14 protein-coding genes are annotated in these 13,163 nt (G+C 45.8%); 8 read left to right on the top strand and 6 right to left on the bottom strand.

Annotated features, from left to right (window positions below; all coding sequences use genetic code 11):
- Position 1: 1 nt before the first annotated feature.
- Together ACLWBB_RS15980 and ACLWBB_RS15975 are read left to right on the top strand one after the other, a co-directional pair.
- Complete coding sequence (locus ACLWBB_RS15980) at positions 2–379, top strand: hypothetical protein (RefSeq protein WP_413288557.1); 378 nt, start codon at positions 2–4, stop codon at positions 377–379.
- 2 nt (positions 380–381) lie between these two features.
- Positions 382–1,086, top strand: a complete 705-nt coding sequence (locus ACLWBB_RS15975) for a pseudouridine synthase (protein ID WP_413288556.1) — start codon at positions 382–384, stop codon at positions 1,084–1,086.
- Here the strand turns inward: ACLWBB_RS15975 and ACLWBB_RS15970 are convergent.
- Genes ACLWBB_RS15970 through ACLWBB_RS15955 form a run of 4 tightly spaced genes read right to left on the bottom strand, consistent with a single transcriptional unit; the run spans position 1,073 to position 4,045 of the window.
- Positions 1,073–1,474, bottom strand: coding sequence for a PPC domain-containing DNA-binding protein (locus tag ACLWBB_RS15970; RefSeq protein ID WP_413288555.1), 402 nt, complete (start codon positions 1,472–1,474; stop codon positions 1,073–1,075). The genes ACLWBB_RS15975 and ACLWBB_RS15970 overlap by 14 nt on opposite strands.
- A 2-nt stretch (positions 1,475–1,476) precedes the next feature.
- Entirely contained in the window at positions 1,477–2,133 is a 657-nt protein-coding gene (locus ACLWBB_RS15965; RefSeq protein ID WP_413288554.1) for a class I SAM-dependent methyltransferase, read from the bottom strand.
- 3 nt (positions 2,134–2,136) lie between these two features.
- Positions 2,137–3,621, bottom strand: coding sequence for a hypothetical protein (locus ACLWBB_RS15960; RefSeq protein WP_413288553.1), 1,485 nt, complete (start codon positions 3,619–3,621; stop codon positions 2,137–2,139).
- Between the two features lie 34 nt (positions 3,622–3,655).
- Positions 3,656–4,045 carry an LIC_13387 family protein gene (locus tag ACLWBB_RS15955; protein WP_413288552.1) on the bottom strand — a complete coding sequence of 130 codons (390 nt, stop codon included), beginning with the start codon at positions 4,043–4,045 and terminating at the stop codon, positions 3,656–3,658.
- A gap of 221 nt (positions 4,046–4,266) precedes the next feature.
- Here ACLWBB_RS15955 and ACLWBB_RS15950 point away from each other — a divergent pair, with 221 nt between their 5' ends.
- Complete coding sequence (locus tag ACLWBB_RS15950; protein ID WP_413288551.1) at positions 4,267–4,851, top strand: outer membrane beta-barrel protein; 585 nt, start codon at positions 4,267–4,269, stop codon at positions 4,849–4,851.
- A gap of 66 nt (positions 4,852–4,917) precedes the next feature.
- Here ACLWBB_RS15950 and ACLWBB_RS15945 read toward each other — a convergent pair whose 3' ends face one another.
- Positions 4,918–5,403 carry a YceI family protein gene (locus ACLWBB_RS15945; protein ID WP_413288550.1) on the bottom strand — a complete coding sequence of 162 codons (486 nt, stop codon included), beginning with the start codon at positions 5,401–5,403 and terminating at the stop codon, positions 4,918–4,920.
- Between the two features lie 323 nt (positions 5,404–5,726).
- Here ACLWBB_RS15945 and ACLWBB_RS15940 point away from each other — a divergent pair, with 323 nt between their 5' ends.
- The 5 genes from ACLWBB_RS15940 (at position 5,727) to lysC (ending at position 11,346) form a co-directional block, all read left to right on the top strand.
- Positions 5,727–6,839: a C2H2-type zinc finger protein gene (locus ACLWBB_RS15940; RefSeq protein ID WP_413288549.1), complete on the top strand. Its 1,113-nt coding sequence runs from the start codon at positions 5,727–5,729 to the stop codon at positions 6,837–6,839.
- Positions 6,840–6,954: 115 nt separating this feature from the next.
- Positions 6,955–7,962, top strand: coding sequence for a type I glyceraldehyde-3-phosphate dehydrogenase (gap, locus tag ACLWBB_RS15935; RefSeq protein WP_413288548.1), 1,008 nt, complete (start codon positions 6,955–6,957; stop codon positions 7,960–7,962).
- Between the two features lie 2 nt (positions 7,963–7,964).
- The gene (locus ACLWBB_RS15930) at positions 7,965–9,173 is read left to right on the top strand and encodes a phosphoglycerate kinase (protein ID WP_413288547.1); all 1,209 of its coding nucleotides are present in this window, start codon (positions 7,965–7,967) and stop codon (positions 9,171–9,173) included.
- A 41-nt stretch (positions 9,174–9,214) separates the two neighbouring features.
- Positions 9,215–9,952: a triose-phosphate isomerase gene (tpiA, locus tag ACLWBB_RS15925; protein ID WP_413288546.1), complete on the top strand. Its 738-nt coding sequence runs from the start codon at positions 9,215–9,217 to the stop codon at positions 9,950–9,952.
- A gap of 26 nt (positions 9,953–9,978) precedes the next feature.
- Positions 9,979–11,346 (top strand): lysine-sensitive aspartokinase 3, encoded by a 1,368-nt coding sequence (gene lysC, locus ACLWBB_RS15920; RefSeq protein ID WP_413288545.1) that lies wholly within the window; start codon positions 9,979–9,981, stop codon positions 11,344–11,346.
- 2 nt (positions 11,347–11,348) lie between these two features.
- Here the strand turns inward: lysC and ACLWBB_RS15915 are convergent, their stop codons facing one another.
- On the bottom strand, positions 11,349–12,776 hold the full coding sequence (locus ACLWBB_RS15915; protein WP_413288544.1) for a hypothetical protein: 1,428 nt from the start codon (positions 12,774–12,776) through the stop codon (positions 11,349–11,351).
- Between the last annotated feature and the right edge of the window lie 387 nt (positions 12,777–13,163).

The following is a 13,163-nucleotide window of genomic DNA, read 5'->3' as shown; positions in this document are numbered from 1 at the left end:
TATGAAAAAGATTTTGTCTTTGGCGCTGTCGTTGCTGACAGTCAGCTCTGTGTCGTTTGCACAAGAAGCAGGTTTTCAATTTGTCTTAGTCGCTACTCATCAAGGTGCCGATGTGATCTTCTATAACGAAGATGTATCGAATCGTGATTTCACTTTGGGTGAAATGAATTGCAAAACACGTCTTGAAACCAAAAAAGATCCTATTTATCCAGATCAAACTTTGGGAAGCCTGATTTTAGATTGTATGCACGGCGATTTTCCGATTCAAACAAGTGTCACTTGCTCATTGTTGGATCCAGCAGCACAAAATCATTTTGAGTTCGGCAAGGCTGACGCCAAATTCTCGTTTGACCTTCTTTGCAAGGCAAAGCCGAAATAGCCATGTTAGAGATGCTTTACCGAGATGAGTATATGGTCGCCGTGAATAAGCCTTCGGGCTTTCATGTGCACCCTCATGAGGATAAGCGCAATAAAGTTCCCCGCGAAAAAATTTGTCTTTATCAAGTACGCGATATGGTTGGGCAGCATGTGTACCCTGTGCATCGTTTAGATGCAGGGACGAGTGGTGTTTTGCTTTTTGCATTGTCATCAGATTCTGCGCGGGTGCTCTGCCAAATGTTTGCGGAAAAGAAAATGCAAAAGACTTATCATGCGGTTGTCAGAGGTTACACCAAAGAAGAGGGCAGTATCGAGTTGCCTCTCGAGCTTGATTCGACGGGGGACCTTGTAGAATCCAAAACGATGTTTAAGCGCATGGCGACAGTCGAATTTCCTGTGAGTGTTGCTAAAAGATTTCCGACAGCACGTTATTCGCTGGTGGAGGCAAAACCTCTAACGGGTCGTTGGCATCAGATACGTCGTCATTTTAATCGCATCTCGCATCCTCTGATTGGTGATGCCGATCACGGCGATTGCCGTCAGAATAGGTTTTTCAGAAATGACTTAGGTGTACCTGGCCTTTGCCTGAAAGCGCACACCCTAGAAATGATTCATCCATGGACCCAAGAAAAATTAACGATCCAAGCGCCTGCGTGCGATAAGTGGATGAAGATCGCGGACTTGTTTAATCAACCTAGCGTTTCGTAACGACGAGTTCTTTGTAGCCAGTTTCTGGATCATTCTGGCGATCAAATTTTAAATCCAGACTTTCTAGCAGAACAATTTCAGCAGTCGTATGAATAAGACAGCCATCCAGAAGATGACCACCTAAAACTTTTCCGTCTTTATCTGAAATTGAGATGTGCAAATGAATGCCATGGGCACTGAGAGTCCCGATCAAAGAGACTATTTCAAAAGGTCCTTCCAGGGTTTTACTTTCATTCGCATTGGCCATGCGTAAGTTGGCCACTTTCAAACTGCCGATCCCCGAAAGCAAGGTTGCCGCTTGCAACTGGTGGGTTTTGCAGTACTGAGAAAGTTCTTTTTTAAGATCTTGGCCAGGCTTTAAGCGAAAGGCGTGAGGTTGCACGGACATCGTTAGGCTTTCTTTTGGAAGATCCAGTAAGGGCTTTGAGCTTTGATGAGATCCAGATTGAACTCATCGGCTATCCAGCGCATTGTTTTTTCAGAGAAGAAAATGACATGGGTTTCATCACGACGGTACTGCCAGTTGTGGAAAAGGCCCACGCCTGGATGTCCGGAGGTCATGATCGCCATCAATCCGAAGGTTTTCAGTAAACGCATGAGTTGCGTGATTTCCTCGTGCGGATGATAGAAGTGTTCCCAAACTTCGGTGCTTGTGATGATGTCATAAGACCTCTGCAGCGGGGATTGATCCGGAAAATAGTAAATGTCATAGTTGGAGACTCTAAAATCTTCTTCGCCAAGCATTTTGCCTAAAAACGCCGTGGGTCCGCAGCCAAAATCGAGAATCTTCACTTGGGGATGAGGTACCGCCAACATCACGCTGTAATTGCGAATATCTTGCACTAAAGGCTCTAAAAACTGGCGGTAGCCTTCAGTGTCTTCGTTTTGGTGAAGATCATAGCGAGCTTTTTCTTCTGCAGGCAGAGGGCGTTCTTCAGGATCCATGAATATCAATTCACAGCGAGTGCAGTGGAAATAGTTGTGCACCGGATTTTTCTCAACCGTGAAGGCATCCGTATTAGAAGATTGGCACAAAAGACAATTCACGACTTAGTAACTCCAGATTTTCTGTTGAGGATCGATAAAAGCTTTTTGAGAAAGTGAAGCAATGCTGTCCTCCCAATCCTTAGAGGTATCAGCTTTTACAAAAATAAAGGCGCGTCCATCTTCAGCGAGGCCGGCAAGGATACTGCGGTTTTTCATTTTCTGCAGATCCTTCAGATGGTCGTTGACGTAGAGGACTTCTTTGGCGACGGCTCTGAGTTGGTCCTGTCCTTTGTCGCTGAAAACAAAGAGCAAATTGTCGTCCTTATGAGAAACAATGGTTTGCACTGTTTTTGGATGATCAATCGGAGCAGAGATGTTTAGAGAGTTGATAATAAATGATTTTTTAATTTTGCCTCGGAGCTCCTCCGATTTGAGGGTGCCTCCTTCATGCGAGATGATCACACGGTTCAAAAGATTTCCGAAAGCATAGATAGCTTTCGGAAAACGCTTTTCATAGGCACTGATAAACTTTGTGACCATGGCGTCGTCCAGAGACTGGCCTTTTTCCAAAGCTTCACTGACTACCGGATAGATTTCTTGCGCAAAACCATCAATGGTGGGGTTGTTATACCACTCCTCTTTGTCGATCTTGCCGTTGTTGGCTTTGGCATATGCCCAGCCATTGCCGATGGCCGTTGCCAAAGATTCATTGAGCCAGGTATACGCTTGCAAAGCAAAAGGGGAAGAGCTTTTAAAAAAACCGTTTTCGAGTTCAAGTTTGAACGAGTCTTTTTGAGCATCGTAGACGGAATGGCAGAGCTCATGAAAAATCACACCGAAGCTGCCAATTAAATTGATTCTTTTTCGGACACCTTTTCCGACAATGACCCCATGGGTTTCAATACTTGTTAGGGATTGTGAGTTGGAGCCATTCTGAAAATCTTTAATGTAGGGAATCGGGTAGAGCGAAATTACGAAAGGTGTATTCTCGGGCCACTTGGCATTGTAGAACTTTTCTGTTTTGGCAAACATCTCGTTTAACTTGATTTCTTTGGCGAGTTTTTCAAGCTCAGCCTTGTGTTGGAAAAGCTCGGGGCTGAGTTTTTTCCAAATGAGTTTGTCATAGATAGGTTCTAGCTTTTTAAGTTCTTGATAGAAAAGAGTGTGATCAGCGACCGGCAGCAGTCCCAGGGTGCGGGTGCTGAGGTCTTTGAGGTCCTTTGCAAAAACGCTTTGGATGACGATCAAATCCATCGCGTTTTTTCCGGCATGACGTCGCTGAGTCTCTGTATGCATTTCGATCGAGTTGTGAAGACTGCGCTGCAATTCAAAGAGCGTTGCCAGAGTTTTTTTATTTTCATCGGTGTTGTAAGAGCTTTTAACAAAAATCTCGACAAGGCCGCCAGGTAAATGAGGATAGCCGGCGTTCGCCAGCGCAAAGCTAAGAAACCCCTGCATTTTGTTAATTCGATATTCTACCTTCACACCCGCAGATGCGTTCAAAGCAAATAGGATCAATGCAAAAAAAAGAAAACGCTGAAGGAACATGAAAAAGCCTCCAAAACACGGGATTCTTAAGAATTTAAAACATCGAAAGCGCGAAGCACAGAGAAATAACGACTAGGAATGCAATCGGTGGCACCGGAAAAAAAGTGATTGCGAGTCCCAGAGCTGCAAGTGATGACATCGTTGCGACAGCGGCCATAGGTCTTGGGATTGGCAGATTCTGGGATTTAAAATGGCGTGCAATGAAAACTCCGAGAGCGCCGAGTGTGAGGTAGGAGAGTCCCACTGACAAGCTGTCTCCGACGTAAAAGTCGTACAGACTGTGTTTGGAGGCTTCCATCGGCTGATACTTTTGCATCATGCCCCAGACCGCCGAGCCGATAAGGTCTTGGTCTTTACCCATCATACGAATAAAGCCGACGGTGTGACCGATCGCGACCGCGATGTTCAAACAAGATGCGATCATAAAAAATAGAGTGGATTTTGATTTGGCGACTACTTGCATATGTTTACTGTAAGTTTCCCTGGGAAAATGTCCAGGAGTAAATACCGAGTGATCGCTCTGTAACATAATGCGAATTCCTGACGGGAGCCTGTGACGAGACGACCAAAGCGGTTTGACAATCCCGTAAGGTCGTACGTTAATGAGTCATAAAAACTTGTTTGACCTCATGAAAGGTGGTTCCAATGAGAATGCTTCGTTTAGTATCTGCAGCTATGATTTTTCTAGGACTCGTGAGTAGCGCTCACGCTGAGCTTGGCGTTGGGGTTTATGGCTCTTACCATATGTCTGACAGTTATACTTTCACAGGCCCGAATGCTGACAGCGTTAAGAGCAAAAGCAGCACGAACTTCGGAGCTTTGTTGTTTTTCCCAATCTTGCCTTATTTCTCTCTTCGTGGCGGTGTTGCTTACGAAAGTTTGAATTTTGAATCTACGTTCACAGGTGGTGGCGCAGCGATCGATAGCAAAGTGAACAATATGTTGATCCCTGTGAATCTTCATTTTGAATTCCCGATCGTAGGATTGTATGCATTTGGTGGCGTGATCTTCGTCAGCAATCAAAAGACGGATCCAGATACGGCTGGAAAAATGGGAAGCGACACTCGTACGAATTTAGGTCTGGGTTATGATTTCTTTAATTTCACTCTATTCACTTTGAGTGGCGAGTTGGAATATCAAAAAGGTTCAAAAAACATTTCACCAGATCCGGCGTACGACATGAAGGTGAATAACATGAACTTGAATTTGATGGCGCGCTTTACGTTCTAAGTAATTAAAAATTTTAGAATGGCAAAAAAAAAGCCCCGCTTCTGCGGGGCTTTTGCTTTTTAAGAATTACTTCTTAATTGGCATTACGATGTGAAGAGTGACTTTGTCTTCAACACCTACGCCCATGTAGCTGATGCCAGTGATTTTGAAATCAGGCAAGTTCAAGTCGAACTCAGCTTCTACGTTGTTGCCGCTGATTTTGTAAGTACCAGCGATATCTTTTTCGATACCTTTGATTTTGATTTTGCCAGTACCTTTGCCGCCTTTACCAGTTGCAGATACAAGAACTGCCTCTGGATATTTGTCAGCTTCAAGGTGCTTCAAAGTGTGTTTGTCTCTGAGTTCGACACCAGTTTTGATGCCTTTTAAAGGAACAGCGATGTTGCTAGCAGAAATTTCATCACCTTTTACTGTTGCAGTACCTTTGATGTCGCTGGTTTTAGCTTTGAAAGATCCAGCGGGATTCAATGTCACATCTACTGTCACAGAACCTGCGTAGCTCAAACTAGATAGAAAACCTACTAATACAAATAGAGAAAGTTGTTTTTTCATTCGTTACTCCTTGCTTATGAAAAACATGACTGGTTCCTATTTTTATCGAACTCTGCCTCTTATTGTAGTCTGGAATTGCAAGGTCTAGACGCTTTTTTTTGATAATGTTGCAGCTAATTTTTTGACCTTGAAAACTATCGAACTGATAGACATATGCAAAGATTTTGGTCGGGTTTTTTGGCCCTTTAAAACGAGCGCCAAAGCGAATGATTTCCATGTGGTCAGGAGCGAAATTACCACAAGTCCCAAGATTAGACTTTAAACAGGATTTACAGAAGTCACCCCCGAGTTTTGATAATATGGTCTAAGCGCAGGGAGAATTTATGGGGATGAACGGGAGTATTCGTACGAAGGTATTTTCTATTGGTTTTGTGTTTACGGCGACAGTTATAGCCCTCACTTTCCAAGCATGCGGCAGAACGCCCGGAACTTGGACAGATCTTTCCTCTAATATGGCCGGACAAGATAGTCTCGGAAGCACAGGCGGAATAAATACTCCGATTCTTACTGGGCCCGGGGGCCCAGATTACAGCGCGCTCGATAGTGCGATCTTTCAACCAAAATGTGCAGGCTGCCACGCGCAGTTTGCTTCTTACACAACACTTATGGCAGCAAAAACTAAAGTCGGCGGCTCTTTCATCGTCGCTGGAAACTCTACTGCCAGTGCGGTTCATATTGAGACAAATGCCGGAAGAATGCCCATGGGTGCACCACTTCCTGCAGATCAAATCGCGGCCATTCGTGCTTGGATCGATGCTGGAGCAAAACCTCCAGGAACCGTCAGCGGTGGTGGCGGCGGGACGGTCCCTCCACCAGCGCCAACACCAACTCCACCGCCTATTGTGACGGGCCCGGGCGGTGTTGATTATGCGAATTTGGAAAACTCTATCTTCAAACCAAAATGTGCAAGTTGCCACGCGCAGTTTGCTTCCTATACGGCACTTATGGCAGCAAAGACTGCTTCAGGAGCGTCCTTCATCGTTGCAGGAAATGCAGCAACGAGCGCTGTTCATATTGAAACTGCGGCTGGAAGAATGCCTCGCGGAGTTCCATTGGCGGCGAACGAGGTGACTGCCATTCGTGATTGGATCAATGCGGGTGCAAAGCCTCCAGGAAGTAGTGGCGTTCCTGTGACGCCAACTCCGGTGCCGACACCTGATCTTCAGGCGACATGGACAAAGCTTGTGGCTCCGGGGGGAGTTATTGCTAATAACTGCGCGGGCTGCCACAGCGGCGCTCGTCCTTCTGGGGATTTGGATTTGCTGAACTACAATGAGGCTCGAGAAAATGCTCGTGCGATTAAGAGCTTAGTCAATGGTACTGGTGGCGGTGAAGCCGGTGACGATGATGCGAGCGTAATGCCGCCGACAGGTCCTATGATTAAAGCCTATAGAGACACCATTTCTAGCTGGGTAGACCGTGGGGCCCCTCAATAGAGGGGTTTGACGCGGCGAAACACTGTAAAAGTAGGCCGTACCTTCATGCATAAGTAATTGATTTCTAGGGCGCTCTGCCCCAAATTGGGGGCTTCAAATTATCAAGGAGCCCCCTATGTCTAAATTGCGTGTTGGTATCAATGGTTTTGGTCGTATCGGTCGTGTTTTATTCAGAGCTGGTTTTGAAAAGTTCGATATCGTTGGTATTAACTCTCTAGACAGTCTTGAAGGCAACGCTCATCTTTTGAAGTACGATTCTGCTCATGGCGTTTTCAATGCGGACGTTTCTACAACTGAAAAAGACTTGGTTGTAAACGGCAAAACAATCCACATCGCAAAAACAAAAAACCCAGCTGAAATTCCTTGGAAAGACTGGGGAGTCGATTTGGTTCTTGAGTGCACAGGCGCTTTCAAAGACAAATCTGAATTCACACAACACATGAGTGCGGGCGCGAAACGCGTTTTGGTTTCTGGCCCTGCAGAAAAAGGCGCCGACATCACGATGGTGTACGGAATCAATCACTTGGCTTACGATCCAGCAAAACATCAAGTGGTCTCTAACGCTTCTTGCACGACAAACTGCTTGGCTCCTTTGGCGAAAGTTCTGAACGATGCATTCGGTATCGAGCATGGAACTATGATGACGGTTCACTCTTACACGAATGACCAAAAAATCTTGGATGCTCCTCACAAAGATCTGCGCCGTGCACGTGCAGCGGCTGTCAGCATGATTCCGACGACAACAGGTGCTGCGAAGAACGTGGGACTTGTATTGCCTGAGTTGAAAGGCAAAATCGACGGGATCTCGATCCGCGTTCCAACTCCGAACGTGAGCGTTGTGGATTTCACTTTCACAGCGAAAAAAGATGTCACAAGAGAATCTGTGAACAACGCTTTGATCGAAGCTTCTAAAGGTGCTTTGAAAGGCATCCTTGCTTGCGAAACAAAAGAACTTGTCAGCGTTGATTTCAACGGCAACAAACATTCTTCAATCGTCGACTTGGCTTCTACAATGACAGTGGGGCCTCGTATGGTGAAAGTTCTTGCTTGGTACGACAACGAAACTGGCTTCAGCAACCGTATGGTGGATGTTGCTCTTCACATGGCAGCTAAAGGACTTTAATCATGGCTTCTGGTCTTAAAGGTATTAAAACGGTTCGCGATCTTGAAGTAACCGGTAAAGTAGTTTTCTTGCGCCTTGATTTGAACGTGCCGCTTGAGAACGGAAAAATTTCTGATGAAACTCGCATCACTGCGAGTTTGCCGACAATCAAGTATTTGATGGATAACGGCGCTAAGATTGTTATGTGTTCTCACTTGGGTCGCCCAAAAACGGAAGCAGACCGCGAGTTTTCTATGGAACCCGTTGCAAAACGCTTGTCTGAGCTTTTGAGCGCAGAAGTGATTTTGTGGGAAGACATTGCCAGCGATGGTATCAAGGCGTTGCTTCAAAACTTGAGAAAGACTCAGCTGCTTCTTCTAGAAAACGTGCGTTTCAATCCTGGTGAAACTAAAGACAGCGAAGAGCTAGCAACAGTTTGGGCTGGATATTCTGACGTTTACGTGAACGATGCTTTCGGAGCTTCTCACAGAGCTCATGCGAGCATTCATGCGCTTCCAAACATCATGAAAAATAAAGGTATTGGTTTCTTGATCGAAAAAGAAATCAACATGCTGGACAGTCTTTTGGATAATCCAAAACGTCCATACTTGGCTGTTCTTGGTGGCGCGAAAGTTTCTGACAAAATCGCCGTGATTGAAAAGTTATTGGATATCGTTGATGGCTTTGTCATTGGCGGTGCGATGGCTTACACGTTCTTGAAAGCAAAAGGCCATGCGGTTGGAAAATCTTTGGTTGAGGGCGAAAAATTGAATTACGCCCGCCAAATGGTCGAGCGTATTGAAGCTCGCAATAAGACGTTGTTATTGCCAGTAGATCACGTTGTGACTACGTCAATCTCTGACACGAAGTCTGCGCATACGACAAATGATATGAATATCGCAGACAACGAATTGGGCGTGGATATCGGGCCAAAAACGATCAAAGCATACAGCACGGCTTTGCATGAGGCTGCGACAGTTTTCTGGAATGGTCCTATGGGCGTTTTTGAAACTGCAGAGTTCTCAAAAGGAACTTTTGCGATCGCTAAAGCTTTGGCCGAAAACTCTGGAAATAAAATTGTAGGTGGTGGTGACTCTGCAGCGGCGGCGGAAGCTTCTGGTTATGCAGATAAGATGACCCATATTTCTACGGGCGGTGGAGCGAGTCTTGAATACCTTCAAGGCGATCGTTTGCCAGGCCTTGAAATTCTCCGTACTAAAATCCGCAACTAAGACTGCATGGGGCCTCGAGCCCCAGACAACTGGGAAATGCTATGAAGAAAATTTTTGCTGCGAATTGGAAGCTTTTTAAATCTCCGAAAGAAACACGCGAGTTTTTCGCACAATGGAGTGAAGCTTTTAAAGGTAGTAAAAATGAAGTGGTCTTTTTCCCGTCGGCGATGTCTTTAGAAGCGGCGAGCACTTCTATTCAAAAAATCAATGCAGGTTATGACTTGAGCTTCGGCGTTCAAAACGCTTACTTCCAGGCACAAGGTGCTTTCACCGGGGAAAACTCTGCTGCGGTTGTGAAAGAGCTTGGTGGCAAGTACGTGCTTATCGGCCATAGCGAGCGCCGCCAGTTGTTCGCAGAAAAGAACGAGCTTCTTGCGGACAAAGTGGCCTTCACTCAAGGGCTTGGTTTAGTGCCTATGCTTTGTATTGGTGAAACTTTGCAAGAGCGCGAAGCGGGCCAAACTAAAAGCGTCTTGAAAACTCAGCTGACCGCGGGACTTGCGAAAGCTGATAAAGTAAAAACTCTGGTTGTTGCCTATGAACCTGTATGGGCCATCGGCACTGGTAAAGTAGCCACTCCAGAACAAGTACAAGAAACTCACAAAGATGTATTTGAGATTTTAAGCACATTAGGCTTTACTGCTCCTATCCTCTACGGAGGCAGTGTGAAACCTGACAATGCGGCAGGTTTGATTCAAATTCCACACGTGGATGGATTTTTGGTTGGAGGAGCTTCACTAGAAGTGCCGTCCTTCCAAAAGATTTGCTCTGCAATTTAGTACATAATCTTTTCAGGAGAGCTCCTGTGAGTAAAGTCGTCGTATCGAAATTCGGTGGAACCTCGATGGGTGATGCCTTGTGCATGCTTCGTAGTGCAGAGGTTTCTTTCAAACAAAATTCTAGCATTGTTGTAGTTTCCGCAACTTCCGGCACAACCAATGCTTTGATTGAGCTTGGGAAAACAGCCCAAGCAAAAGCATGGTCTGAATCTGAAGTGCTTTTGAAAAAAATCCGCGACAGACATTTGCAAATTGCTGAAGAACTCAAAGTTTCTGCAGCAACGCGGACTCAACTGGAAGCTTTGTTTGAAGAGAAAGAATCCTTGGCTCGCGGAATTCATCTTTTAAAAGATTGTTCTATTAAAGCCATGGATACGTTGATGAGCTTGGGTGAAAGAATGTCTTCGGTTCTTTTCACCGAAGCGATGGGGCAAGTTTTAAAAACGCATGGCTCTGGCAAAAAGTCCGAACTTTTAGATGTACGTGATGTCCTTCGTACAGACGATGCTTTTAGCAAGGCCCGTCCATTAACTGAAGAAATCATCTCTTTGTGTGGCAAACGGTTAGTGAATTTGCGTGATTTCAAAACCGTGTATGTGACCCAAGGTTTTATTGGTCGCACCGAGGATGGCATGACGACGACTTTAGGTCGTGGGGGCAGTGACTATTCGGCAGCGATTTTGGCCGAAGGAGTTTCTGCCGACATTCTAGAGATCTGGACGGATGTGGCGGGGATTGCCACCACGGATCCGCGCTTGTGCCCGAAGGCAAAGCCCATTGACGAGATTTCTTTCCAAGAAGCTTCAGAGCTTGCAACCTTCGGAGCGAAAGTACTTCACCCAGCAACGCTGTTGCCTGCGGTTCGTAAAAACATTCCGGTTTTTGTAGGTTCTAGCTTTGAATCTGGCGCTAAAGGCACGTGGGTGCGTAAAGAAGTTGAAGACTATCCGCTCATCCGTGCAATGGCCCTTCGTAAAAAGCAGGTTCTTGTGACGCTTTCTACGCCAGCGATGTTGCATGCGCATGGTTTCTTGTTTCAGATTTTTAAAATCTTCAATGACCACAAAGTCAGTATCGATGCGATCACAACTTCCGAGATTTCAGTCAGTGTAACTTTGGATGATTCAGCATTGTTGAATAAACGCCTGATTGCAGATTTATCCGAGATTGCCGACGTGCAAGTGGAAGAGAATCTAGCGTTGGTGTCTTTGATTGGAAATAATATCAATCACACAGCGGGACTTGGAAAGAAAGTTTTCGAGACTATCGCGGACATCAATGTGCGTATGATCTGCCTCGGGGCTAGCAAACACAATTTCTGTTTTATCGTGAGTGAAGAGCAGGGGCCATTGGCCATTCAAAGACTTCATCAGAAGTTCATTGAAGGCCAATAGTTTTACTTAGAACCTTCGTTCTTTTTAGGCGGCTTCCACATCAACAGGTCTTTACCAGTCAGAGCTGGTGCAGGCTTCTTAACTTGTAGAAGCTCTTTGCCTTTGAGAGTTGGTGCCACGTCTGGTCCCTTGGTGATGCCGTAACGTTTTGCTATTTCGTCCATACGTCCTTCGGCGACCTTACAAGTTCTTTTGATATCTGCTTTACTACGCTCAATATTCTGTGCAGTTCTCTTGCGTGGATAGCTATTGAAGTTGATACGTTCAAGTTTGCACAGATCTTGGAAGCTATTGCCCAGTTCATTGAAGGCAGTTTCATTTCTGCGAATAAGCTCTACGGCAGCTTGCAGAGAGTCGTCGTTGTTACTCAAGTCAGTACAAGATTTCGTCGCATAGAGACCTGGTTTTACGCAGTAAGGTTTCGCCTCTGCCCAGCATTTATCAGTGCGACCTTTTTCGATGGCATCAACCCAACCACAGCTAGCAGATTTAAAGCCGAACATGAACGGGTTGCACATCACCGTGCCGCCACCGCAGGCAAAGTCTTCGCCAAGTCCATCAAGTTTCCAAGGAAGTTCGCTCGGAGCTATACAAGGATCGTTCGGGATGATGAAGCCCGCATACATACAGCGATAAGAGTTCGCAAGTGGAACTGCTGGGGCATTTGGATCGAACTTTCCCGGAGGAACAGGAACTGGAAGAGGCATCTCTGGTTCATTCGTAGTCGCAGCAGCTGGTTTATCTGCTTCTGGTTGAGCTGCTGGAGGCGCTGCAGGTTGAGTTGCCGGTGGAGCAGATGTTGTCGCTGGTGCGGCACTAGTCTCTGCCGGTCTATTCGCAGGTATGTTTGAAGAGCTCAGAGTTCGTCCATATTGGATTAGAGAGTTCGGCGGAAACTGAGTTTCAATGATAGAAAGTTTGCCTTCAAGGCCTTTATTGAGGAATTGTTTGCGAACTTCGGCATACTCGGATTCATCAGCAATCGTTTTAATTTTGGATTCCGCTCTAATAACATCTCTTGCGGTTTTCTTAGAAACTTCTGAGAGTACCATTTTGCGTAAGTCATTATTGCGGATGTGATGAGCGGCACCTGCAGATGCAGCTGCCCAGTAGAGAGACTGGCGATATTTTTCCACAAGCTCTGATTTTTGCGCAACCGTCATGTTTGCGACTCGAGCTCTGGAGATATCTGTATAATAGTCTCGGGCCATTCGCGCAGAATCAATGGCGTGAGAATAAAGATAACTATCGCTGGGAAGAGCATCCGCGTTTCCGAAAGCCGTCGGAGCATTCATGCGCCAGAGTTGCTCGAAGAGGCTCGAGCGAGCTGACATTTCTTCCGCAAAATAAGGGAAGGTCACTGCCATTTCACTGACCATCTCTTTCATTTTTTTCACATACGTTTTTTGTTCAGCCGGTGTAAGGCTCATGAACTGTTTGTGGGAGATAAAAAAGCTTCGCGGCTTATTCATCTCTTCGTTGGCGTGTGCTGAAGAAAGTGAAAACAAAAAAGTGACGAGAGGGATTACAACCCAGTTTTTCATCGCTTTGACCTTTCGGCAAAAATCCATTTCTGCTCTTTCCTTATTTTACGGCCTTCCCAGTAATTTCCATAGGATAAGTAGTGGATCCAGACCTAGGGCCGCTCGTCTGTATCACTCTGAGATGTAAAGGCCTTTATTTTTCAGATTTCTTGGGTTTACGGAGCTTCCCATCAAGAGTAGGTAACCTCTGCAATTTGCGCCTGACGCGTAAAGTCATCGTACGTTAATTTGTGGGATTTCAAATACTTAGAGTGGGCCCCCATTCTTGCAAGA

The organism is Bdellovibrio sp. HCB337 (assembly GCF_047302465.1).
In the GTDB taxonomy this organism is placed as follows: Bacteria; Bdellovibrionota; Bdellovibrionia; order Bdellovibrionales; family Bdellovibrionaceae; genus JACMRP01.
The sequence above is the reverse complement of the archived record's forward strand: the minus strand, read 5'-3'. Positions and strand labels throughout refer to the sequence as shown.